The organism is Collinsella sp. TF06-26 (assembly GCF_002232035.1).
GTDB lineage: Bacteria > Actinomycetota > Coriobacteriia > Coriobacteriales > Coriobacteriaceae > Collinsella.
The window spans coordinates 114,590-138,872 of sequence record NZ_NKXR01000003.1 but is presented as its reverse complement, the minus strand read 5'-3'; the positions used below and the strand labels follow the sequence as shown (position 1 = coordinate 138,872).

Here is a 24,283-nt window from a genome sequence, read left to right as displayed (position 1 = left end):
ATATGCGCGCAAAGAACAGCGAGGATTCATCGTGATTAAGGCAGAGCGACAGGATAAGGTTCGTCAGCTGCTCGAGGAGCAGGGCACGGTCTCGGTCAAGGAGATCTCGGATGCGCTGGGCGTATCGGACATGACGATCCGCCGCGACCTCGAAGAACTTGCGAGCCTAGGCGAGATCGAGCGCGTGCACGGCGGAGCCCGCAGTGCACAGGGCCGTCCGCACGCTATGCTGCGCCATGAGTATTCGCACAGTGAAAAGCGTACTAAGCATGCCGAGGAAAAGCTGCAGATCGCGCGCCGCGCTGTGGAGCTTATCGAGGAAGGCTCGACCATCTTTTTGGGCACGGGCACCACGGTTGAGCAGATGGCCTCGATGCTGCCGACGTTTCGCCTGCGCATTGTGACCAATTCGCTTTCGGTGTTTAACCTGCTCGAGGCGCGCGAAGACTGCGAACTGTGCCTCGTGGGCGGTATGTACCGCCGCCGCACTGCCGCTTTTGTGGGGCCGACGGCCGAGGATACCCTACGTGCGCTGGGCATCGATGCGGCGTTTATCGGCGCCAACGGTATCTTGGACGGTGACGTATCCACGTCCAACATGGACGAGGGCCGTATCCAGCAGCTCGCCTTTAGCAAGGCGGACTCGCGCTATCTGATCGCCGACTCCAGCAAGATCGGCAAGCGCGATTTCTATACCTTCTGTCGCCTGGACAGCTTGGACGCCGTGGTGTGCGAGCCGGATATTGCCGACGAGGACCGCGCTGCCATCGAGGAACACACGCAGGTCATCTGCTAGCCAGCGTTGTGGGAGATACTTTTGCCCCTGCCATTGCGGAGCATTTACATCATCACGACGCATAATAGGTGCGCGTGCAGATTGCAGGTTTCCCTGTGCGATGAGTTGCAGCTGTTTTACGGTGCGGCATAGCATCCGTTATGCGTAAAGCTCGGTATTACTGTATGTCTCAACCATTGCAATGGTCGGTATTTTTGTAACTATAAGCTCATTTAAAGCTCGGTATTTTTGTATTATTAGATATATCTGAAGGTCGGTATTTTTGTAAACTAGCACGTAAATTATGCTGAGGTGAGATTATGTTTAAACGGAAGGCATATGATCGTCTGCAGGAGTGGAAAGAACGCTCGCAAGGGCGCACTGCGGTGCTTATTGAGGGTGCAAGACGCGTTGGCAAAACGACGCTCGTCAAGTGCTTCGCGCAAAATGAATACAAGGATTATCTGTACATTGACTTTTCGGCTGCTAGCAAAGCCACGCTCGATATATTTCTGAACCATCGTGAAGATGTCGATCTTTTTTTACGCATGCTTCAGCTGCAGTATGGTAAGGCCCTCGAACCGAGAGAGTCGCTGGTCATTTTTGATGAAGTGCAGCGGTTTCCCATCGCGCGCGAATACATAAAGCATCTTGTAGAAGACGGCAGATTTGATTACATCGAGACAGGCTCTCTTGTCTCCATCAAAAAGAATGTCGATAGCATTGTCATACCGTCAGAGGAAGAAAGAATCCCTCTCGAGCCCCTCGATTTTGAGGAGTATCTTTGGGCGACCGGAAAAGATCTTTATGCAGAAGAGATCCGTAAAGCGCGCGAATCTCGGACCGCGCTTCCGGACGGCGTTCATGCGACGTGCATGAGATTATTTGATGAGTATATGCTTGTCGGTGGTATGCCTCAGTCGGTCGACTCCTTTGTGGCAGAGAATGATTTTAGAGGATGCGACAGGGTTAAACGGCAGATTATCGCACTGTACAGGGAGGACATTGCCAAGTTTGGAGGTTCGGACGCTAGACGTGCGCGGGCGGTTTATGATGACATTCCGGGTCAATTATCTGCGGCAAACAAACGGTTTAAATTTGACAGCCTGGAGAAGGGGTCCCGTTTTGAGACATATGAGTCGGCGTTAATTTGGCTTGAGGATGCGCGACTAATTAACCGTTGCTTTTTGTGCAGTGATCCGAGCGTGGGTTACCGCTTGCACGAAGACGCGTCTTCGCTTAAATGCTATATGGCGGACACGGGATTGCTCGTGAGCTTGGCGTTTGATGATGGTCCGGACCTTATGGACGTCCATAGAGACATTCAATTTGGAAGAATTTCAATTAATAAAGGAATGCTAATCGAGAACATCGTGGCGCAGCAGCTTAAGAGTTTGGGGCATTCGCTTTTTTATTACAGCTGGCAGGAGCCTTCCAAAACGGAGGGGAGTCGGCCCAGAACGCGTGAAATTGATTTTCTTGCTTCACGCGGCTTTGAAGACGCGGCTGGAAAACCGCGGGTCACTCCTGTTGAAGTTAAATCCTCCAAATCGTATTCAACAATCTCGCTTGACGATTTTGGCAGACGATTCGAACGACGAGTCGGAGAAGAGATAGTTCTTCATCCAAAACAGCTCAGGGCTGAAGGGCATAGGATATATCTACCTCTGTATATGACGATCTTTATCTGATCGGTGGAATGCGGCCAAAAAGGGGGCATGCGGCTGAGATTGTCAGCCCGGTCTATTTTATTTGTCTCGATCTGTAACAGCTAGGGGCGAAAACACAAGCTAGTTGTTACAGATTTAGATTGAAGGGATTGGCTCGCACGTTTATCTAAATCTGTAACAACTAGACGTCCAAAACCGGGTTAAGTGTTACAGATTGAGATATTTCGGCCCGGCCTTCACGTTTGTCTCAATCTGTAACAGGTAAGACCGAAAAACTCGGCTAAATATTACAGATCGAGACGAACGGCTTCCGACCTGCACAAAAAGGCCGGGGGCGGCGCGCCGTGTGACGTGCCGCCCCCGGTTGAGAAATGGGGACAAGTTATGTGAGCGGGGCAATTCCGCTGGCCGCTCGTCGCAAGTCGCTAGTCCAGACGACGGGTCTGCGCCACGTGCTTGTACCAGTAGGCGCTTGCCTTGGGCGTGCGCTTCTGGGTTTCAAAGTCAACGTAGAAGAAGCCGTAACGCTTGTTGTAGCCATTGGTCCAGGAGAACTGATCCTGCAGGCTCCACAGGAAGTAGCCGCCCACGTTGACGCCCACCTCCATGGCCTTGAGCAACCAGCGCAGGTGCTGCTCGATGTAGTCGATGCGCGGCTGGTCGTCCACAAAACCGTCCTTGTAGGGGTCCTTGTAGCCCATGCCGTTCTCGGTGATGAAGATCTGCTTGTAGTTGGGGTAGCGCTGCTTAATGTAGACGAGCAGATCGAACAGACCCTCGGGATAGATGATCCAGTCCCAGTCGGTGGTGGGGATGCCGGGCTTGTTCACATGCTCACCAATACCCTTAACGCGCCAGCGGCCGGTGCCCTTCTCGCCCGTACCGTTGTGGTGCAGGTCGTTCTCGCCGTCGTAAGCCTTGAGGAAACGGCACTGGTAGTTGTTGACACCCAGGTAGTCGTTGTAGAGCGCGGCCTCGCGCATAATCTCGAGGTCCTTGTCCAGGATCTCGATGGTGCCGCCCGAGACGGCAGCCAGGCGGTTGGCGCACTCGAGGGTGTCGGGGGCATAGTCGCCGCGGAAGGTGGCGTCGAGCAGGAACTGGTTTTGCAGCACGTGCTCGTTGTTGGCGGCCTTGATGTCGGCGGGGTCGTTCTCGTTGAGCGGGTACTTGAACTCCAACGACTGAATGACGCCGATCTTGCCCTTAAAGCCGCCGTTGTGGAAGGCCAGCACAGCCTTGGCGTGGGCAAGCATCATGTTGTGCTCGCACTGGAAGGCCTCGGCCAGATGAGCTTTGACGCCGCCGGGGAAGGTACCCTCGATGTAGGTGTTGGAGGCGTCAGCCCAGATCTCGTTAAAAGTGAACCAGTAGGTCACCTGGTCGGCGTACTCCTTAAAGCAGAAGGTGGCAAAGTCCACAAAGGCGTCGATGGTCTCACGGTTGAGGAAGTCACCCTTCTCAAAGAGGGGCAGCGGCGTGTCAAAGTGATGCAGCGTGACAAACGGCTCAACGTGGTGCTTGTGGCACTCGGCGAAGAGATCGTGGTAGAACTGGACACCCTCGGGGTTGATTTCGCCGGTGCCGTTGGGGAAGATGCGGCTCCAGGCGATGGAGAGGCGGATGCCGTTGATGCCAAACTCCTCGCACAGCTCCAGGTCGACGGGGTACTGGTTGTAGAAGTCCGAAGCGGGATCGGGGGAGAAACGGCCTTGGGCTTCCAGAAAGTCGTCCCAGGCAACCTTGCCCTTACCGTGAGTGCGGGTCTCGCCCTCTACCTGGTAGGCAGCAGTGGCGCCGCCAAAGACAAAGTCCTCGGGAAACTGCGCAGGCGGATTGGTGACGCTAGCAGGATTAACGGACATGATGATCCAATCGTCTAAATCGAAGGGCCAACCGGCTGTTGATGGTCGGCTGGCCCTGGGCGTTACTTACTTCGAAAGCTGCTCGGAGACGAAGGCGAGAGACTTGTCGCCGTTCTGGGAGAGCTCAATGTACTGCTTACCGCGGCAGGCGACGCATTTGTTGCCCACGCGTTCGCAGTCTTTCTGCAGGTCGGCCAGGTAGCTTGCGGCCTGCGGGGCCAGGACGACTAGGTCAAAGTCGGGGAGCATGTCCACGTGGTTGCCATAGGCCTCGGCAGCGGTTTCGAGGTTAATACCGCGCTCCTTGGCAGCCTTGGCCAGCGCGTTGGCGAGCAGACCCGAGGTACCGCCACCCTGGCAGAGCACGAGCACGCGCTTACCGTTGAGGTCGCTGGCGGTCGCTGCCTCGGCAGCGGGTGCTGCAGAAGCGGCAGGGGCGTCGGCCTTCACGGCCTCGGCAGCAGCGCCGGCGGCAACGCTCTTGGCATCGGCCTTGCCCTGGAAGGCGTCGTTGAGCTTGGCGGCCTTCTCGGCGTTCTTGGCGGCGAGCTCCTCCTGGGAGATCTCGGCCTCCTCGGCGCACTTCTGGGCGTCATAGGCACGGAAGAACGGGTAGTACAGGACAAAGTCGACGACCAAGATGAGGGCGAGCATCACAAAGGCGAGCGGCTGGAAGCCCAAGCCCATGATGGTGCCGATGGGGCCGGGGACGGTCCAGGGCAGGGTGTACATAAAGCCGTTCATGCCCAAGAAGTCGATAAAGATCTTGAGGATCCAGATGTTGGCGATCGGGGCAAAAACAAACGGGACAAAGAAGACGGGGTTGAGCACGATAGGCGCGGCGAACAGCAGCGGCTCGTTGACGGCAAAGCACACGGGGACGATGGCTGCCTTACCGACGGCGCGCATCTCCTGAGACTTGGCCAGGAAGCAGAACATAAAGACCAGGACGAGCGTGGCACCGGTGCCGCCCATGCAGACGACGAAGTACTGGGCACCCTGGGTCAGGACAGCGGAAGCGTGCTGGCCGGCCTGGAACGCAGCCAGGTTGTCGGTCATGTTGGCGACGAGGGCGGCGGCGATGGCGGGCTCGACGATCGAGGGGCCGTGGACGCCCACGAACCAGAAGAGGCTCATAGCGCCGTAGATCACAGCGAGGCCGATGTAGCCGTCGGCGGCGGTGAACAGGGGCTGGAACACCTGGATGACGCCCTGGGCAAAGCAGAAGCCAAAGGCAGCACGGAAGACGATATCAAAGACCCAAAAGACGGTGATGCAGACGGAGAAGGGGATGATGTCCTTAAAGGTCTGCGAGATGTTGGGCGGAACCTGCTCGGGCATCTTGACGGTGATGTTGCGCTTGATGAAGAACTTGTAGATGATGCCGGTCACAAACGCAGCGATGAAGGCGGTTAGCAGGCCCTTGGAACCAAGATAGGTGGTGTTGAAGCCGCTGGCGGCGTCCGTGGCGATCGTGTCGCTCGAAAGGAGCAAGAAGCCGATGATGGCCGCGCACATGCACGAGATAAAGTTGATCTGGTTGTTCTTGGGCAGGTCGCGGTTCTGGGCGTCGGCGAAGTGCTTGGCCGTGGTGGCGGCACAGGCGATGGCCAGGATGCCCATGGAGTAGTTGTAGCACTTCCACAGGGCGTTGTTGATGTCATCGGGCCAATAGAAACCCCAGATGTTGGGGACCGAGGCTACCAGGCAGAAGATGGACGAGAAGATGATGATGGGGATGACGGAGATAAAGCCGTCGCGGATCGCCTTGAGGTACTTGTTGCGGGCGATCGCGTTGAAAAAGGGCTGGCCCTTTTCGATGATGGCGATGAGTTGCTCCATGCAAAGCTCCTAAGAGTCGGTGGGTTAGCAACGATGGTAGCTTTTGGCGTTCGGTTGCCAAAATGTTGACGTTGCCATTTTGCGACACAAAAAAAGACGCGAACCAGTGGTTCCTGTGCCTGCGAACCATCGATTCCTTACGCGTAAACGTTTGAGCCGCCCGGTGGCTCTGTGGTTGCGCAATGGCAACGTTAACATTTGGGCGACAAAAGCCGTTCGGGGAAGCAAGATTGTCGGTGAACGGTAGGTTTTGGGTGGTAAACGTATTGTGGGGGAGGTGTTGGATATACTTGAAGGCGTTCATTTGACTGCGTAGGGTGCCGCCAATGGCATCGTTGACATAGAAAGATCGACCTATGGCCGCTGTTAAAAAATCGGTTTCCGTTAAGGACGTGGCGCGTCTCGCGGGCGTCTCGGAGCAGACGGTCTCGCGCACCGTGCACGATTCGCCCAGCGTGCGCCCCGAGACCAAGGAGCGCGTGCGTGCCGCCATGCGCGAGCTGGGGTATCGACCCAATTTTGCCGGTCGATCGCTGCGCCGCGGCAAGTTTAAGACCGTCGGCGTCGCCATGTTCAACATTACCGGCACCGGCAACCTCGACCGCATGGAGGGCTTTGCCGCCGCGGCCGACAAACATGGCTATGCCATCACCCTAACTAAAGTAGACGGGCATCCGTATACCCTCGAGAGTGCATCGTCGCGCATGAGCGCGCTGCCGGTGGATGGCATGGTTGTGATCATGAATCGCATGCCGGCGGACTTTGGCACCTTCGAGCCGCTGCCCGGCATGCAGACGGTGCTCGTTACCATGCTGGAGCACCCGCTCTGTTCAACGGTCGATAACGACCAGTTCGATTGCTCGCGCCAGGTGGTCGAGTACTTGTTGGAGCAGGGGCACAAGACCGTGCACTTTATCTCATGCCCCGAGCGCTCGCTTTCGGGCATGCAGCGCGAGGAAGGCTGGCGTGAGACACTGCGCGCACATGGTATTGAGCCGCCGCGACTCGTCCGTGGCGATTGGACGGCACAGAGCGGATATGCTGCCGGTCAGGCTCTAGCGTACGATCCGACCTGTACCGCCATCTATGCTTCCAACGATGCCATGGCCTACGGCTGCATTCGCGGGCTCGAGTCGCGCGGGAAACGCGTGCCCCAGGACGTGAGCGTAGTGGGTGTTGACGACAGCCTGGGCGACATCGTGCCCGACCGTCGCCTGACCACGGTGCGCTTTAACAACAGGCGTGTCGGCATGTGGGCGGTCGACAAGATTGCCGGCGCCGAGGGGGGGTGCGTCTGGCGTGGAGCACATGCTGATCCCCGGTATGCTCGTAGAGGGCGATACGGTACGCTGCCTGCGCTAGGGTGTGGACCTGTTTGGGTTGCCACTAATTGTGTTCGATATTGTTCAGATTGGTTTAAAAACCGTTCACGGGCGAAAATCGACCGTTCATAGCTCGAAATTGCGTTTTGCATTGTTCTGTTTTGTTTGAATGTTAATGTTTCTGTCATACACAACGCAGCGCGCATGCCCGGACGCGATGCTCTCCATTGGTTCATATGTGAAAGGAACGCAATATGGCAACCAAAGAAGAAATCTCGATGGTTGGATTCGAGATCGTCGCATACGCGGGTGACGCCCAGACTGATCTGCTTGCAGCGCTCGATGCTGCTCGCGAGGGTGATTTTGAGAAGGCCGAACAGCTGCACAAGGATGCGAGCGATGCACTCATTGGCGCCCACGACACGCAGACCAAGCTGCTTTCGCAGGAGGCCGGCGGCGGCGAGATGGAGATGACCTTCATCATGGCCCACGCTCAGGACACCCTCATGACCACCATGATCTTGGAGAAGCAGACCCGCTTTACCATCGATGCCTACAAGCGCATCGCCGCACTCGAGGCTAAGCTCGCCTAACGAGCTCGCACAACCTCGTCCCCTTCCAAAAACCCTGCCGCTATCCGCGGCAGGGTTTTTCTGTATCCCACCTATCTAGGTTGCGGCGAAATAGAGGTCGACAGCCCCAAATGACCCGCTTTTCCCGTCCCCGGAGGATCGGTTGGCAGCGCTCGCCACGAAACTGGCTCATCTACTACGTTTAACCCGATACCCTCGAACACACCCGCGTTTCATGAAAAATCGCAGGACTTCTACCTGCGGTTTTGTTTTTTCGCTTTGTGGCATGGTCGGGGATGGGCGGTTAAACGTAGTAGATGGGCCCATTTCATGGCGGGCGGATCATGCAGCAGCTTGTTGCGCCTCCTGCCGTTCGGTTTTTCGATGGGTGGGTATACTTCCATCCGCAATACAGGCCGGAATGAGGAGGTATCCAAATGCCGGACAACGGATCAATTCAAAAAAGAGACGCGTATGAGATGGCTCATGGGCGTCCTGTCCAGATAACCGAGCATACGACGGTAACCGAGCTGCAGCCCAGCCTGTCCGATGTCGTGTGCGCAAACAAAAAGCTGCAGATTGGCTTTATCGTTGCGCTCGTGGTGCTGGCGCTGCTGTCGGGCTTTGTAGCTCGTCCGCATTTTGCCGATACCAAGACTTGGGACTCCACCGTCGAGGTCATCGATCAAAAGAAGGGCAATGTTTTGGCGCTCACGACCTCGTGCGTGGCGCTGTCTGCGGGCATTACCGCGCTGCCGGGTGATACGGGAACGCCGGTTGCCGAGCAGCTCGCGCAGCTTTCAGGCAACTTGGGCATCGTGCTTGCCGTGCTCTATCTCGAGAAATATCTGCTGACTATTTTGTGGTCGGTTGGCCTAGGCATCTTAATCCCGTTTGCGTTGGTGCTCTTTGCGGTGTCGCTTGGCATTCATGGGCGCTGGAGCACGAGTACCGTCCTGCGCCGCGTGGCGACTCGCGTGTTGGTGGTCGCCATGATCGGCATGGCGTTGGTGCCTGCAAGCGTATGGGTGTCGCAAAAGGTCGACGAAACGTATCGAGTGAGCATCGAGGCTGCCGAGCAAAAGGCAGCCGACGCTGCGGATACGGCAGAGAGCGATAGCTCCAAAGCAAGCAAGAAAAAGACCGAGACCACAGAGTCCAAGAACGTGCTTGAGCAGCTTGCCGACGGCGCCTCGGGTCTCGTCGCGTCGGTGACCAGCGGCGCCAAGCAGATGACCGATGAGATCGTGCAGCAGGTGACCGATTTGATCGAAGGCGTCATCGTGATGATCGTGACCTCGTGCGTTATCCCATTGCTGGTGCTCGCAGCGTTTTTGTGGCTGGGACACACGTTGCTGGGAATCGATATTTCCGGTCCAGCGAGCTATTTGACGGGCCGTTTTCTGAGTACTTCGTCCAAGCACACCAAAAAGGTGGGCAGTCCGAGTAACTAAAACAGCCGCATTTGTTGGGGCATACCGCCGAAGGGCGGCCGAGACACGTTCTCGGCCGCCCTTTTGTTTGTTGAACACATGGTCGCTACGTCTGCGCCGGGCTCAAACGGTCGGCAATCATCCGTGAACGGTATTTGTTCAAAAAAGAACAAAGTTAAACAAATAATGGTTGCAACCTATGTTCGAATGTGTTCAAATAAACATGAACAGTGAAGAACCGCACATTCAGATGCCCGGACCTGAGCGCGATTCAACACTTCCAAACAGAAACTACGCACCTGCGTATCTCTCAAGGAGGATGTCATGAGGGTTGTAATCGCTTCCGATGCCGACGGTATGTCGATGAAGGAGTCCATCAAGGAGATGCTCATCGCCGACGGTCACGAGGTCGTCGACTATTCCGAGACCCCTGCTGCGGACTTTGTCGATTCCGCGACTGCCGTTGCCAAGGACCTGCTGGAGCACAAGGATTCCCAGGGCTTCGCATTCGATAAGTACGGCGTCGGCTCCTATATGTCCGCCGTCAAGATCAAGGGCATGGTCGTCGCCAACATTTCCGACGAGCGTTCCGCCTACATGACCCGCGAGCACAACGGCTCGCGCATGGTCACCATGGGCCCGGGCGTTGTGGGCACCGAGGTCGCCAAGAAGATCGCCCGCGAGTTCCTGCGCGCCCAGTACGCCGGCGGCCGTCACCAGATCCGTGTCGACATGCTCAACAAGATGGCCTAACGAGAGCCACCGAGAACTCGAACTTCTACCTCAACTTGTGAATTCAGACGAAAGGACGTTCTGATGAAGAAGACCATCGCAATCGGTTGCGACCATATCGTTACGGACGAGAAGATCTATCTGGCCGACCGCCTGGAGCAGGCTGGCTACAAGGTGCTCGACTGCGGCACCTACAGCCACACCCGTACGCACTATCCCATCTACGGCAAGGCCGTGGGCGAGGCCGTTGCCAGCGGCAAGGCCGACTTTGGCGTGGCCCTGTGCGGCACCGGCATCGGCATCACCAACGCCGTCAACAAGGTTCCCGGCGCCCGCTGCGCCCTGGTTCGCGACATGACCTCTGCCCTGTATGCCCGTCGCGAGCTCAACGCCAACATCGTGGGCTTTGGCGGCAAGATTACCGGCGAGTTCCTGATGGCCGATATCATGCTTGCCTTCCTGGAGGAGCCCTACGAGAAGACCTCCGAGCACGATGCCCTGATCGCCAAGATCGATGCCTGCAATAAGGCCGACGCCGAGGCTCAGGCTGACCCGCACTTCTTTGACGAGTTCCTCGAGAAGTGGGACCGCGGCGAATACCATGACTAAGGGGGTTCCGGCGTTTTAACAAACGCCGGACCGGTCGACGCTGCGAAGCCATCTGGCGGGCAATCTGCCGCTCAGCTTCGACGGCATGACCAGAAGGTCAATGCCGTCTCGCTTCACGGCACCTTGCCTCGCCAGCTGGCTTCTCGCTGATGTCTGAGTGACCTGTGGGGTTACCGCTGTTGTTGCGAAGCGTTCTGGTATGGCAAGTTGCTCCGATAACACGTTTGCTTGCTGAGCTTGTGCGCTTCGTTTTGGCGGTACCCGGCATTCTGCAGCTTTTCAATTGACGGCTCGCGTTTCTGTGAGGGGGCGCGGGCCGGTTTTCTATCAGCCCTATTCACTCGGCGGGCTGGCGTAAGAAAGGGAAGGCTCCTATGGAGTTTGTTCTTGATAACGGTTCTGTTCGCGTGGCACTGAGCACGGCTGGCGGATCGTTCACTTCGATTAAAGCCAACGGTCGCGAGTACCTGTGGCAGGGCGATCCTTCGGTCTGGTCGGGCCAGGCACCCATTTGCTTTCCGATTTGCGGCGGCCTTCGTGACGGCCGCGCGATGACCATGGGCGGCCGCGGGGTCAAGCTCGCCCGCCACGGCTTTGCCCGCAAGCAGGAGTGGAAGCTCGAGGAGCAGGGCGATAACATGGTTGCGCTGAGCCTAAGCTCTGCCGACCATGCCGAGTTGCTCGAGCAGTACCCGTATCCGTTTAAGATCGTTGCTCGTTACACGATCGATTCGGAAAAGGTGGCTGTGTCGTACGAGGTGACCAATGAGGGTACCGAGGATATGCCATTCTTTGTGGGTGGTCACCCCGGCTTTAAGTGCCCGCTCGACGAGGGCGAGTCCTATGACGATTACGAGCTCCGTTTTGAGCAGCGTGAGGCCGCCGAGCTCTGTACTGCCGTTCCCTCGACGGGCTTGATTGATGTTGAGGATCGCAGCAAGAACCCTATGATCGACCAGAACCTGCCGCTGACCCACGAACTCTTCGACTTCGCGGAGACCATCTTTGACGTGCTCGAGAGCCGCGTGGTTACGCTGACCAAGAAAACCGAGGACAAGGGCGTGCGCCTGACGTTCCCCGATATGCCATACCTGATTGTGTGGAGCAAGCCCGAGGGCGACTTTGTGGCCGTGGAACCGTGGGGTGGCCTGTCTACCTGCTCCGACGAGGACGATATTCTGGAGCACAAGCGTGGCTGCCTGGTTGCCAAGCCGGGGGAGACCGTCACCCGCGGCTTTGAGATCGAGATCCTTTAACGAGCTATCGTATGTTTGGGGTGGGTCATGCCCCCCGGAAACAGGAGTTCAACATGATTCTGACCGTTACCATGAACCCGTCGATCGATACGCGCTATCAACTCGACAAGCTGATCATCGACGACGTGAACCGCGTGACGCCCGAAAAGACCGCTGGCGGCAAGGGCCTCAACGTGAGCCGCGTGCTGCTGCAGTTGGGCGACGATGTGCTCGCGACCGGCCTGCTCGGCGGCCACATGGGTGCCTATATGGCCGAGCTTATGGATGCCGACGGCGTCAAGAACGACTTTGTGCCCATCGCCGGTGAGACGCGCATTTGCCTGAATATTCTGCACGAGGGTAATCAGACCGAGCTGTTGGAGAGCGGTCCGCAGATTGCGCCTGCCGAGCTCGAGGCCTTTACGGCAAAGTTCGCCGAGCTTGCAGCGAAGGCGGACGTCGTGACGCTTTCGGGTTCGCTGCCGCGTGGCGTCGATGCTGGCTACTATGCCGAGCTCGTCAAGATTGCCGAGGAGGCGGGCGCCAAGGTGCTGCTCGACACTTCGGGTGCATCGCTGGAGGCCGCGCTGGAGTCCGACGCTAAGCCTGAGCTCGTAAAGCCCAACCTGACCGAGATTAACGGCCTACTGGGTACGTCCTTTACGACCGATGATGTCGATGCCCTGCGCGAGGCGCTTGCCGCCGATGGCCGCTTTGCCGGTATCCCCTGGGTTGTCGTATCGATGGGCGCTGCCGGGTCGGTGGGCTTCCATGAGGGTCGCGCGTTCCGCGCCAAGACACCCGCGATTGCAGCTGTGAACGCGACGGGCTCCGGTGACTCGACCATCGCCGGCTTTGCGCATGCCATTGCTGCTGGTGCCGACGATGTCACGGTGCTCAAGACCGCCAATACCTGCGGCAAGCTCAACGCCATGGATCCCAAGACCGGCCACCTGGTCATGGACCGCTGGGACGAGATCTACAACAACGTTGAGGTCGTAGAGTTGTAGCGGTTGCGACTTCTAATAGAATGAGCGTGGATAATCTCCCGCTTTTGGTGCCCATACGAGCTCAAAGTGGGAGATTTTCCACGCTCGAGTCATTAGTCGTTGGGGACGTTCTTGTTTGACTAGTCGTTTAAGAACGTCCCCAATGACTAGCCAATAAAACGGCGCCCGTCGGCGATGTTGCCGGCGGGCGTCGTTGTCGTGTGGGCGGTTGTGTCGTGGCCGCTGATGAGGCTCGAACTCGTATGCTACAGCGAGTCGATAAAGCGCTGCTGGGCGGCGCGGCCGGCTTCGTCCCACTTAAAGACGCCGGCGTTGTCGAGCACGTGGCCAAACACCACGCCGACCTCCTCGTGCAGGATATCGATGGCGTTGTCCGCCGTAAGCTCGTCGGCACGGCGGGCGTAGACGTCCTCAGCCCATGCGGCGTGGCTGCGGCAAAGGTCGTCGCTCTCGAGAGCGCCGGCAAGATCGTAGCTGGCATCGGCTTTGGCCGCCAGCAGGTGCTCGCGAACAGCGCCGAGCTCGGGAACCAGGCGCGGCGGCAGAATGGCCAGGCCCATGACCTCGATCAGGCCTATGTTCTCCTTCTTAATGTGGTGATACTCGGCATGCGGGTGGAACACGCCCAGCGGATGCTCGTCGGTCGTGATGTTGCAGCGAAGCGCCAGGTAGGCCTCGTAAATCTCGCCGCCGGCGTTGCCGCGGGAGTCCACGCGGCGGATGACGGGCGTCACGGTGTTGTGCGCCATGCCATCGGCTGTGTGCGCGATGACGCCCACCGACTCGTCGGTCCACTCGCGCCAGGCGAGGATAATCTTCTCGGCAGCGTCGAGCAGCTGAGCGCGGTCATGCGTGCGCAGGCGCAGCACCGAGAGCGGCCACTGCAGCACGGTGCCGCTGACCTGGTCAAAACCGGGCACGCTAAACTGCGAGACCTCGGCGGCGTGCATCATGGGGAACTCGTGCGCGCCACCCTGGAAGTGGTCGTGCGACAAGATTGAGCCGCCTACGATGGGCAGGTCGGCGTTGGAGCCGATAAAGTAGTGTGGGAACAGGTCCACAAAGTCGAGCAGGCAGGTCAGGCCCTTGCGGTCAACGTGCATCGGGCGATGCTCGGAGCTCATGGCAATGCAGTGCTCGTTAAAGTATGCGTACGGGCTGTACTGGAAGCCCCAGCGCTCGCCATTAAGCTGAATGGGAATAACGCGTAGGTTCTGACGGGCGGGGTGAGCGCCACCGTCGGCTGCGGCGGAGCGTCCGGGATAGCCCTCGTTTTCGATGCAGAGCTGGCAGGCGGGATACTTCTCGCCCGTGTTCTTTGCGGCGCCGGCCGCGGCAATGTCGCGCGGGTCCTTCTCAGGCTTTGACAGGTTGATGGTGATCTCAAGATCGCCCCAGTTGGTGGGGGTGCTCCATTTGATGTTGCGTGCGATGGCGGCGCGGCGCACATAGCCGGCATCGCAGCACAGGCCGTAGAACCAGTCGGTCGCGGCGCGGGGCTCGTTGACGCCCATACGCCCATTGAACTCTTCGTTTACAACCGAAGGCCTCGGCATGAGCGCGCCCATGATGCGCATGGCGATGCGGTCGCGCCCCGATGCCGTGTCCTCGGCAGCACCGTTGGCAACGGCGGCCTCGGCAAGCGCGGCAAGCGTGCCCTCCAGGTCAAAGTTGGGGAGTGTATCGGGGTGCAAGAGCGAAATCTTCTCGGTCTTGAGTGCCCAAGCCATGTCGAGTGCGGGGCCCGTGGCGCCGATGCACTCCAGAATGGTGTTGTATGCCCAGATGCGATCGTCCTGGCCGATCATCGATCGATGAATGGCGTACTCGATCAGGTTCTGCGCGGCTTCGCGCACATCAATCATTACAGCCATGCCGCGTAAGCCCCCTTGTCAGAAATCGCGTAGTGGCGGGCAGAGTCCTCGCCCAGCCAGTCGTTCATCTTGGCAATGAAGGTGTCGACGAGGTCGAGCGGCGCGAAGGCCTGGATGGTGCCGCCAAAGCCGCCGCCGTGGATACGCACGGCGCCGCGGCCGTCGAGCACGTGCTCGGCCAGTGCCAGGGCATACATGGAAGGCTGCTCGGAACCCAGCTTGGCGACGACATTCTGCAGGTACATGGCAGAACTGGCACCGGACTCACGTGTCAGGACCAGGAACCGATCAATGTCGCCGGCGTTGAGGGCCGCCCAGCGCTTATCGACCAGGCCGTTCTCGTACCAGTAATGAACGGCGCGCAGGCAGGCGCGGTCGCCCAGCTTGGCGCGCAGCTCGGGGAGCTTGGCGTCAAAGTCGGCAACGTCGACCTCGCACAGGCGTGCCTTGCCAAACTCGGCGGCGACGTCCTGCATCTCGCGCGGAACGGCGGCGTAGTCGTCGGTAGCCGCCACGTGGTCGGCGCCGACCTTAACGAGCACGAGCGCATAGCCGTGATCCTCAAAGTTGAGCTCGAGCTTCTGGGTCTTAGGTCGAGCCTGATCCTCAAAGTCCATGTAGGCGAGGCCGCCCAGGCACACAGCCGCCTGATCCATAAGACCGCAGGGCTTGCCGTAATAGTTGTTCTCGGTGCGCTGGCTCATCTGGGCGAGCGTGACGGGCTCAATGGCGGGCGCGCCCCAGAGCGTCTCCATGGCGCGGCCGTAAGCCGCCTCGACAGCGGCGGAGCTAGAAAGGCCGCCACCCGAGGGGACGGAGCAGGTAAAGGCAAAGTCGAAGCCTTGGGGCTCAACGCCCAGAGCAGCGATTTCGTGGGCCATACCGCGCACGAGGCTTGCGGACGTGCCCTTCTCGGACTCCTGAACATCCAGCGTGTCGAGCGTGATCTCAAACGTGGGATAGCCCTCGTCGGCAACGCGGACCTTGTTGGAATCGGTTGCCACGGCGATGCCGTCAACGGCGACATCGAGCGAGCCGGCGATAACGTGGCCACCCTCGTGGTCGGTGTGGTTGCCGCTGATCTCGGAACGGCCGGGCGCGTGCACGTAGAGCACCTGGCGGTCGCCGATGGGGCCAAACTCCTCCTCAAACAGCTTGGTGAGTGTGGCGAGTGTCTTTTCGTCGGGGGTGGTCATGAGGGTCCTTTCCTTGGCGCATACTGACGAGTTTTCCGTCGTAGTGAGTACGTTAACAATCTGAAGCGGCATAAACTCAGCATCTACGATGCCGCACGTTACGGGCTATGTTAACGTACTCATAACACAACACTTATCACTTTTTGAGAATCTGGTAATCGGTAGAAATTCAGCCGTGAACGGTACTGCCGTATGGACTTATAAAGCAGAAGAGATGCAGATAGAAAAAGTAGAGTACGTTAACATGCGTCCGACGATAGCGGGCCTCGGCGCGGGATGTATTTCTGCCCGGGCCGGCATTCACGCTATTCAGATCTCTCAAGGGTGAAGGTGATCCTGTGGCAAGGCGCCCGTCCAACGATACCAGTTCGCGTCCGGTCTCCATGGCCGACGTCGCCCGCGCTGCTGGCGTTTCGCAGCAGACGGTTTCGCGCGTCGCCAACGGCTTGCCCAACGTTAACGAACAGACGCGCCAGCGCGTGCAGGCCGCTATGCAAGAGCTTGGCTTTCGTCCGAGTTATGCCGGTCGCTCGCTGCGCGACGGCCGTTACCATTCGGTCGGCCTGTGCGTCAACGATGTCACCAAGTTTGGCAACCTTACGATGATTGACGGCATTGCCAGCGCGGCCCGCGAGCGCGGCTGCGCCATCACGCTGGTCGAGATGTCCAAGACCGAGGAGTTTTCGCTTGCCGAGGCCACGCGTCGTATGGCCGCGCTGCCCGTGGACGGTATCATCATCGGCATGAGTCGCATGGCGCCCGATTTTGAGACGTTCGATCCGTTGCCGGGCATTGGAACGGTCATCGTTACCATGTACGCGCATCCGCGCGTGACCACGGTCGATTCCGACCATTACGGCTGCTCGCTATTGCTTATGGATCATCTGTTTGAGCTGGGGCACGAGCAGATTCGCTATATTGGCGGCCCGTCGTTCTCGGTCGACGAGCAATTTCGTCGCGCCGGTTGGCAGGATGCGCTCGAGCGTAAACACATCGCGCCGGCAGAACCGCTCGAGGGCGACTGGTCTGCTAACAGCGGCTACGAGGCCGGCAGGTACCTGGCCGAGCACGATCGCACCATGACGGCGATCTATGCGGCAAACGATCAGATGGCAAATGGCGCGATTGCCGCGCTGCGTGATAGCGGTCTGTGCGTGCCTGAGGACGTGAGCGTGGTGGGCGTCGATGACTCGCTCGATGATTTTGTCGCGCATAACGAGCTCACGACCGTGCGGTTCGATCTACATCAGCGCGGACGCGAGGTATTCGAGCATGCGGTTCCCGAGGCGGGTACGGCGGGCAAAACCGTTGCCATTCGTATTCCCGGCCAGCTCATTATTCGACATAGCACGGCGATACCACGCTCATAGTTTGCGCAGGTAAACGGCGATTTATCGTATTTCAATAACAATCGGTATGGATGCCGGCAGATAACAGTTGGGATACTACCGAGTGTTATGATAGACGGGTTCTTTTGTCTATCTAGGAGGCTTTGCCTGATGGAGATCACCAAGGATATCCGCTACATCGGTGTCGACGATCACGACATTGACCTGTTCGAGGGCCAGTACGACGTGTCCGAGAATGGCATGGCATACAACAGCTATGTTATCTTGGGCGATAAAATCGCTGTCGCCGATTCGGTTGACGCTGGCTTTGTCGACGAATGGCTCGGCAACCTCGAGGCCGCGCTCGACGGCCGTACGCCCGACTACCTGGTCGTCCATCACATGGAGCCCGATCACTCCGCCGGTATCGCCGCCTTTATGGAGCGCTATCCCCAGGCACAGATCGTGGCCAGCATGGGCGCCTTCCGCATGATGGTCAACTTCTTTGGCACCGATTTCCCCGAGCGCAAGATGGTCGTCAAAGAGGGCGATGTGCTCGACCTGGGCGGCCACAGCCTGACCTTTGTTGGCGCTCCCAACGTTCACTGGCCCGAGGTGCTCTTCTCCTACGAGGCCACCGACAAAGTGCTCTTTAGTGCCGACGGCTTTGGCAAGTTTGGCGCCAACGACATCGAGGATCCGGAAGGGTGGGCTTGCGAAGCTCGCCGCTACTACTTTGGCATCGTTGGTAAGTTCGGCAAGTTCGTGCAGGCCGTGCTTAAGAAGGCCGCCGATCTGGACATCCAGATCATCTGCCCGCTTCATGGCCCCGTGCTGACCGAGAACCTGGGCTACTACCTCGACACCTACAACACCTGGTCGAGCTATCGGCCCGAGGACGAGGGCATCACGATTGCCTATGCGAGCGTGTACGGCCATCTGAAGGCTGCCGTTGAGGAGTTCGCATCCGCGCTTGAGGCTCGCGGTCAGAAGGTCTCCGTCTTTGACCTGGCTCGCGACGACATGGCCGAGGCCGTTGAGGATGCGTTCCGCTACGACCGTCTGGTGCTCGCTTCCATCACCTATCAGGGCGAGATCTTCCCGTTCATGAGCACCTTTATCCACACGCTTGCCGAGCACGCCTATCAGAACCGTACGGTGGCACTCGTCGAGGCCGGCTCCTGGGCACCTGCCGCCGCTAAGGTTATGACCAAGGAGCTCGAGGGCATGAAGGACATCACCCTGACGCAGAACAAAGTGACCGTCCTGGGTTCGCTCAACGACACCTCGCGCGCTCAGATAGAGGCCCTCGCCGACGAGCTTTCCAAGTAGCGATTTGTTAGCTTTTGATGTGAAAACCACCACAAAGGCACCTTTGTGGTGGTTTTTGTTTAAGCGCCGGCGATGACGAGATTTGGGCGGGCGTCGTCGGCGGTCTCGGCGATTGAGGTGGCGACGGCGCCATCGGGATCACGGTCCATCACGATGGTGTCGACATCGGTCAGCTCGGCAAAGCGGTACATGCCGCGTCCGTTAACCTTGCTGGCGTCCATAAGGGCGACGCTTTGACGGGCGGCACCGACCATAGCCGCTTTGGTCTCGGCCATCTGCGGAAAGTCGGTCGTAAAGCCGCAGCCGGGAACAAAAGCTCCAGGGCACATGACGGCAAGATCGGCGTGGACCATTTGGAGCGCCTGCATAGTGAGCGGTCCGTACAGATAACGATGGCCTTTGCGCAGCGCCCCGCCCGGCATGACGACATCGACTAAGGGCATGCTCTCGTCGATGTAATCGGCAATGGTAATGTCGGCCGTGATGACGGTGATGCCATCGCGCTGGTCGAGGAGCCGGACGAACTCGAGCGCTGTGGTGCCCGAGTCGACGAGCAGAGTGTCACCATTGCCGACGAGTTCAATGGCGCTTTGCGCGATGGCCTGCTTGGCGGCGACGTTGACATTGATGCGGCGATCCTGCGTGGAAACGGTCAGGCGTTTGTGGAGCGATACGGCACCGCCATGCGTGCGGCGCAGCTTGCCGGACTCCGCGAGCGCGTCCAGGTCGGCTCGGGCGGTGACGGAGGACACGCCAAAGGTCTGGGCGATTTCTGCTACCTGCACCGAGGCATTATGATCGAGCATCTCCATGATGGCGGAACGACGCTCGTCGGCGAAAGCTCGGGTTGTTGCGTGGGCCATATCTGCTCCATCATCGTCTGAAATTTGCAGGAATTGTGTTGAGTCCATTTTCGTTCATTTTCTTTTTGAGTAAGAAAACGCCTTTCGATTACTTATCTTTTCTATAAAAGAAAGACGCTTAACGCCCAAAATTCAATATCGAACACGCACGCTCGGGTTCGACCCCTTCCGTTTGCTTTTCAAAAATGAAGGTTGGACCTCGCGCGATGACAATATCTCGCACATGCATACCCGCTGAATTTCATACAATGAGCGCAGCAAAACGCAAGGTAAAACACCTTGTGAACAACTACGCCCGATGTCCAGATGCGGGCGAGGGAGAGGAGCAAACGCTCATGGCACTTGTTACCACCGAAAAGATGCTCAAGGACGCTCAGGCCGGCCACTACGCCGTCGGCGCGTTCAACGTCGAGAACCTCGAGTTCGTTATGGCCGTTCTGGCCGCTGCCGAGGAGACCAAGTCCCCCGTCATCATGCAGACCACCCCGGGCACCATCAAGACCGCTGGTCTGGACTACTTCTACGGCATGGTCAAGGCTGCCGCCGAGCGCGCTTCCGTGCCCGTTGCCCTGCACCTCGATCACGGCGATGGCTATGACCGCTGCATGCAGGCTTTCCGCACGGGCTACACCTCCGTCATGATCGACGGTTCGCACGAGTCTTTCGAGGACAACATCGCTCTGACCAAGTCCGTCGCCGATGCTGGCCGCGCCATGGGCGTGCCCGTCGAGGCCGAGCTCGGTAAGGTTGGCGGCAAGGAGGACGACGGTCCCGCGGTTGAGGGCGAGAGCCCCTACACCGATCCTGCCGAGGCCAAGGAGTTTGTTGAGCGCACCGGCTGCACCTCGCTGGCCATTGGCGTTGGCACCAGCCACGGCGTGTACACGAGCGATCCTCACATCGAGCAGTCCGTGGTCAAGGCCATTCGCGACGCCGTCGACGTGCCGCTGGTCCTGCACGGCACCTCCGGTGTGCCCGATGAGCAGGTTGCCGAGGCTGTGAAGAACGGCATCTGCAAGGTTAACTACGCCACCGAGCTGCGTCAGGCTTACACCAAGGGCTTCATGGCCTACATGGCCGAGAACCCCGCCTGCTTCGATCCTAAGAAGCCGGCCAAGGAGGGCATGCGCGAGATCACCGAGCTGGTTAAGATCCGCATGACCAACCTCAACTCTGTGGGCAAAGCAGAGTAACAGCAAGGGTACTCCGACTCGCTACATATCCCGGGGAGGGACGAGAACTTAGTTCCCCAATCGTCCTCGGGCATGCAAAAAGCCTCGCTGCGCACTTCGTGCGGCGAGGCTTTTTGCCCCCTGCGGAAAGATTGGGGAACTAAGCCCTCGTCCCTCCCAGGTTGACTTACTCGAGGTCGTCGCCCTTGTGGCGTTAGGGCGGAAAATAATAAGAAGCCTTCGCGCTGCGGAATGATTTTGGAAACTAAGTGCGGGGGCCCGCCCAAGCTGTCCTGTTCAATCGCCCTTGTGGCGTTAGGGCTGAAAGGGTGGGGCGCGTGGGTTATTTGGTTGTTAGGGTTAGTAGGTCGTTGGGGGTTTTGAGGTTGTAGGTGGCGTTTGGGATATCTTGGTGTGATCCCCATGCTGCTCGGGCAAAACTGACCCCTGCTGAAGTTGCGCATTGTTCGTCGTAGACGGTGTCGCCAACGTAGACGACGTTGCCAGGATTCGCGCCCGCACGTCGGAGATATTCGAGCATGGGTGCGGGTGCGGGTTTATGTTCGGTTGTGTCTTCGACAAGGATGATGTGCTCAAAATACTTATCGAAACCAAGGGGTGCAATTTCTTTTGCGTATTCGTCGCGCGCACGTGAGGAGACGATGCCAAGTTTGCAGCCGCTATCGGCGAGTGTTGCGATGACTTCAAGCAAACCTGGAAACACGCTGATGGTGCTTTTAAAGCTGGCGGCAACTTGGCACCAGCGATCCAACGTTGCCTGCGAGTAGATCCCAAGTTTCTCAAGGGCATCCTTGCCGGGTATGCCGAGGGCAAAGTCAAGCTCGTGTCGGGGAAGCGTTTTGCTGGTCTCTTCTTGGACAATCTGGACAAGCGATGACAGAACGCTTTCTTCTGTATCTGCCAATGTCCCATCAACGTCAAATACAATATGGTCAAAGTGCTTCATATGATTACTCCTCTCTGTTGTTTGCCTGCAAGTTTGATGCAGTGACAGAAGAAGGGTTAGCGGGATTTCTGCCTGGTGCTATCGAGATTCTGCCTCGCTGCTCGATAGCTCGAAGGAGTGCACCCCATTTGTTCTTTAAATACCTGGCCAAGATGGCTTGCTGTTATAAATCCGCATTGGCGCGCGACTGTCTGTACCGTTCGCGTGGTGTGTGCCAAAAGTTCGCAAACACGGTTTATGCGGTATGCGCGTAGATATGCCGCCGGGGTCGTTCCTGCACAAGTTTTGATAATGCGGTAGCACTCTCTTTCGCTTACGCCGGCTGCAGATGCCATCTGGGGCACATCTATAGCGGCTGCATAGTTTGCGCGGATAAAGTCCAGGATTGCCTTGAACTGTACGTCGCGGCTGGTCATCCAAGAGGCGCCGTCGGAAGAAAAGAGCGGTTCGGCCTTGGCGTTAATCTGAATCCAGAGCTCTGACAAACTATTTCGAAGCGCCATCTCGTTCTGCGGCCGTTGAAGGTCGTGGCTAAAGGAGCTCTTCAGCAAATCGATAAAGGGCATATCGTCGGGATTGGTGGGCGACCATTTGAGCACATCGACGCCTCGACATTGAAGCAATGGGTTGATGTAGCGCTTTTGGAGACGGCCCGCGGGATCGCCGAGCATCGACGGCTGAAAGATATGCAGCATTTGAATGGCTGGCGCCGAATTGGGTGATTGCAGCGTGCTGTGCAAAACGCCGCCGTTGATAAAGCCGGCGGACCCTTCCTCAAAGCGTACGTGCTCATGAGCCGCGTGCGTTCGATAGTCAATCGCTCCCTGCTCCATGTAGAAAAGCTCAACTTCGGAATGCCAGTGCCAGGGGACGGAATTGCCCGGATAGCGAGCGAATTCTGCGCGTTCGGCAATATAGGGCCAGTCTTCGGCGGTCTCGGGAAACGCTTCCTCGCGTCCTCCGCGGTGCAATTCTATGTGATCCATGTTTCGCATGGCATCAGTATAAAGCGCGATGGGCTTAGATTGCTCTTGCCTGTTCGGGGAACGCCTTGTCTAGGGATGCTTGGAGCTTTTCGAAGGATGCTCGTAAGTTGAGGCTCTGATCGGCTGAGCGCTTGGTTTTTGTGGTGGGGGAGTCGAGGAGGCCGTTTCTCTGTGTCGGGGGGAAGGAGAAAAGGTTTGCATGTTTTAGGGATGGCTGCTGTGCTGCGTCATTGGAAGAATGCATGCTTATGCGGCCTCCTCGATATCCACCAAAAGGATGCGCTCGGGGTTTGCTGCTAGGTCCCGTGCGCTGGCTACATTATGCCGCGGCTGCCGCAAAGAAGCGCTAAAGAAAGGCTTAACCTGGTTTGGTGTTACGATGAAACTGCAGGTCAGAGGTATCGAGTAACACTCTTGAAAGGTTTTGAGCTTAAGGGCTTTCTAAGGTTTGTGACGTGGATGTGGCGCGGACGTGCGTAGCGTGTGAATGCTCGCTGTTAGCGCTGCGGCTCTGTGGCGCGCACCTGCTCGATGACCTTTTCCATCGTGGCGTCGATGCGGTCTTTTTTGAGTTCGCATTCCCAGATGGTTATGGGCGTCCAGCCCATTTGAGTGAGCGCTGCCACAGCAGCACGGTCGCGCTCGACGTTGCGACGGAACTTTGCCTCCCAAAACTCAACGTTGCGCTTGGGCTGGCTTGGGTTGCACTTGGGGCAGCGGTGCCAAAAGCAACCGTTGACGAAGATGGCGATCTTGCGGCCGGGGAAGGCGATGTCGGGCTTGCCGGGTACCTTCCATTCCAAACGATAGCCCGTAAGGCCCGCGGCCCGTAGGCGCTGACGTACGAGCAGCTCGGGCTTGGTGTTGGCGCGCTTGTTGCCCTTCATGGACTTTTTGATGGCGGCGCGACGGCGGACCAGTTCGCGCTCGTCAGCGGAGAGGTCCGAGGTATCGATGCCGTCGAGCAGACCGGGCTTGGGACGCTTTTTGCTGCGGCGTTTAGGTGCGCGCTTGGGTTTGGTGGCGGGTTTGTCGGTTGTGTTGGGCGCGGTGTCATCGGCGGAGCTTGCCTCAAGCCGATCTTCCTTTAACTCAATCAGAGCATCAATGAGCCCCTTGTCGGCGGGCATCCATTCCACCGTGGCAAGCGAGGTGCGTGGAATCCAGCGGATATCAAGCTGGCGGTCGTGTTTCTGGGGCTCATCGGATTCATCGGCGAGCGAGCAGTAGTAACACTCCATGGAGAGATGAAAATCGGGGTAGTCATACTCAACGGTGTAGAAATCACGCAGGTTGGTGACTTTTACCTGTAGCTCTTCCATAAGCTCGCGGCGCACGGCGTCTTCGGGTGTCTCGCCGCGCAGAAGTTTGCCGCCCGGGAACTCCCATAGTCCCTGCATGTTGCCGTAGCCGCGCTGCACGGCAAGCAGCTCGTCAGATCCTTCCTTGCGAATGATCCCAGCGGCAACATGAACAGTCTTCAACAGGAGCCCTCTCTCA

At 58.2% G+C, this 24,283-nt stretch carries 20 protein-coding genes; 12 read left to right on the top strand and 8 right to left on the bottom strand.

Going from position 1 to position 24,283, the window contains the following annotated elements; all coding sequences use genetic code 11:
* Positions 1 to 31: 31 nt before the first annotated feature.
* Complete coding sequence (locus CHY22_RS03140) at positions 32 to 796, top strand: DeoR/GlpR family DNA-binding transcription regulator (protein ID WP_117716302.1); 765 nt, start codon at positions 32 to 34, stop codon at positions 794 to 796.
* A 299-nt stretch (positions 797 to 1,095) separates the two neighbouring features.
* A complete protein-coding gene (locus tag CHY22_RS03135) occupies positions 1,096 to 2,466 on the top strand; it encodes an AAA family ATPase (RefSeq protein ID WP_089572391.1) in 1,371 nt (456 codons plus the stop codon).
* Positions 2,467 to 2,870: 404 nt separating this feature from the next.
* Here CHY22_RS03135 and lacG read toward each other — a convergent pair whose 3' ends face one another.
* Together lacG and CHY22_RS03125 are read right to left on the bottom strand one after the other, a co-directional pair.
* Complete coding sequence (gene lacG / locus CHY22_RS03130) at positions 2,871 to 4,310, bottom strand: 6-phospho-beta-galactosidase (protein WP_089572390.1); 1,440 nt, start codon at positions 4,308 to 4,310, stop codon at positions 2,871 to 2,873.
* Positions 4,311 to 4,376: 66 nt separating this feature from the next.
* Entirely contained in the window at positions 4,377 to 6,152 is a 1,776-nt protein-coding gene (locus CHY22_RS03125) for a lactose/cellobiose PTS transporter subunit IIB (protein ID WP_089572389.1), read from the bottom strand.
* A gap of 356 nt (positions 6,153 to 6,508) precedes the next feature.
* Here CHY22_RS03125 and CHY22_RS03120 point away from each other — a divergent pair, with 356 nt between their 5' ends.
* From CHY22_RS03120 to CHY22_RS03090, 7 genes are all read left to right on the top strand, one after another.
* Positions 6,509 to 7,606 (top strand): LacI family DNA-binding transcriptional regulator, encoded by a 1,098-nt coding sequence (locus CHY22_RS03120; RefSeq protein WP_089572388.1) that lies wholly within the window; start codon positions 6,509 to 6,511, stop codon positions 7,604 to 7,606.
* A gap of 122 nt (positions 7,607 to 7,728) precedes the next feature.
* Complete coding sequence (locus CHY22_RS03115) at positions 7,729 to 8,067, top strand: PTS lactose/cellobiose transporter subunit IIA (protein WP_089572387.1); 339 nt, start codon at positions 7,729 to 7,731, stop codon at positions 8,065 to 8,067.
* 416 nt (positions 8,068 to 8,483) lie between these two features.
* Entirely contained in the window at positions 8,484 to 9,500 is a 1,017-nt protein-coding gene (locus CHY22_RS03110) for a hypothetical protein (RefSeq protein WP_147328324.1), read from the top strand.
* A gap of 303 nt (positions 9,501 to 9,803) precedes the next feature.
* Positions 9,804 to 10,232 carry a galactose-6-phosphate isomerase subunit LacA gene (gene lacA / locus CHY22_RS03105; RefSeq protein ID WP_089572385.1) on the top strand — a complete coding sequence of 143 codons (429 nt, stop codon included), beginning with the start codon at positions 9,804 to 9,806 and terminating at the stop codon, positions 10,230 to 10,232.
* Positions 10,233 to 10,295: 63 nt separating this feature from the next.
* Positions 10,296 to 10,820, top strand: a complete 525-nt coding sequence (gene lacB, locus CHY22_RS03100) for a galactose-6-phosphate isomerase subunit LacB (protein WP_089572384.1) — start codon at positions 10,296 to 10,298, stop codon at positions 10,818 to 10,820.
* A 374-nt stretch (positions 10,821 to 11,194) separates the two neighbouring features.
* Positions 11,195 to 12,076: an aldose 1-epimerase family protein gene (locus CHY22_RS03095; protein WP_089572383.1), complete on the top strand. Its 882-nt coding sequence runs from the start codon at positions 11,195 to 11,197 to the stop codon at positions 12,074 to 12,076.
* A gap of 53 nt (positions 12,077 to 12,129) precedes the next feature.
* On the top strand, positions 12,130 to 13,065 hold the full coding sequence (locus tag CHY22_RS03090; protein WP_089572382.1) for a hexose kinase: 936 nt from the start codon (positions 12,130 to 12,132) through the stop codon (positions 13,063 to 13,065).
* A 245-nt stretch (positions 13,066 to 13,310) separates the two neighbouring features.
* Here CHY22_RS03090 and CHY22_RS03085 read toward each other — a convergent pair whose 3' ends face one another.
* Positions 13,311 to 14,930, bottom strand: a complete 1,620-nt coding sequence (locus tag CHY22_RS03085; protein ID WP_089572381.1) for a UDP-glucose--hexose-1-phosphate uridylyltransferase — start codon at positions 14,928 to 14,930, stop codon at positions 13,311 to 13,313.
* Positions 14,930 to 16,135, bottom strand: a complete 1,206-nt coding sequence (locus tag CHY22_RS03080; RefSeq protein WP_089572380.1) for a galactokinase family protein — start codon at positions 16,133 to 16,135, stop codon at positions 14,930 to 14,932. The genes CHY22_RS03085 and CHY22_RS03080 overlap by 1 nt, the downstream gene beginning before the upstream one ends.
* Before the next feature lie 383 nt (positions 16,136 to 16,518).
* Here CHY22_RS03080 and CHY22_RS03075 point away from each other — a divergent pair, with 383 nt between their 5' ends.
* Together CHY22_RS03075 and CHY22_RS03070 are read left to right on the top strand one after the other, a co-directional pair.
* The gene (locus tag CHY22_RS03075) at positions 16,519 to 17,505 is read left to right on the top strand and encodes a LacI family DNA-binding transcriptional regulator (RefSeq protein WP_089572455.1); all 987 of its coding nucleotides are present in this window, start codon (positions 16,519 to 16,521) and stop codon (positions 17,503 to 17,505) included.
* A 129-nt stretch (positions 17,506 to 17,634) separates the two neighbouring features.
* Entirely contained in the window at positions 17,635 to 18,795 is a 1,161-nt protein-coding gene (locus CHY22_RS03070; RefSeq protein WP_168170415.1) for an MBL fold metallo-hydrolase, read from the top strand.
* Between the two features lie 59 nt (positions 18,796 to 18,854).
* On the opposite strand, the gene CHY22_RS03065 is transcribed toward CHY22_RS03070, so the two are convergent.
* Positions 18,855 to 19,658, bottom strand: a complete 804-nt coding sequence (locus tag CHY22_RS03065; protein ID WP_089572378.1) for a DeoR/GlpR family DNA-binding transcription regulator — start codon at positions 19,656 to 19,658, stop codon at positions 18,855 to 18,857.
* 335 nt (positions 19,659 to 19,993) lie between these two features.
* On the opposite strand from CHY22_RS03065, the gene CHY22_RS03060 reads away from it, so the two are divergent.
* Entirely contained in the window at positions 19,994 to 20,851 is an 858-nt protein-coding gene (locus tag CHY22_RS03060; protein WP_022095149.1) for a class II fructose-bisphosphate aldolase, read from the top strand.
* Positions 20,852 to 21,173: 322 nt separating this feature from the next.
* Here the strand turns inward: CHY22_RS03060 and CHY22_RS03055 are convergent, their stop codons facing one another.
* The 3 genes from CHY22_RS03055 to vsr all read right to left on the bottom strand — a co-directional run bounded on the left by CHY22_RS03055 (position 21,174) and on the right by vsr (position 24,267).
* Positions 21,174 to 21,797: an HAD family hydrolase gene (locus CHY22_RS03055; protein WP_089572377.1), complete on the bottom strand. Its 624-nt coding sequence runs from the start codon at positions 21,795 to 21,797 to the stop codon at positions 21,174 to 21,176.
* Positions 21,798 to 21,853: 56 nt separating this feature from the next.
* Complete coding sequence (locus tag CHY22_RS03050; protein ID WP_158551162.1) at positions 21,854 to 22,783, bottom strand: AraC family transcriptional regulator; 930 nt, start codon at positions 22,781 to 22,783, stop codon at positions 21,854 to 21,856.
* A 497-nt stretch (positions 22,784 to 23,280) separates the two neighbouring features.
* Positions 23,281 to 24,267: a DNA mismatch endonuclease Vsr gene (gene vsr / locus CHY22_RS10175; protein ID WP_233502818.1), complete on the bottom strand. Its 987-nt coding sequence runs from the start codon at positions 24,265 to 24,267 to the stop codon at positions 23,281 to 23,283.
* Between the last annotated feature and the right edge of the window lie 16 nt (positions 24,268 to 24,283).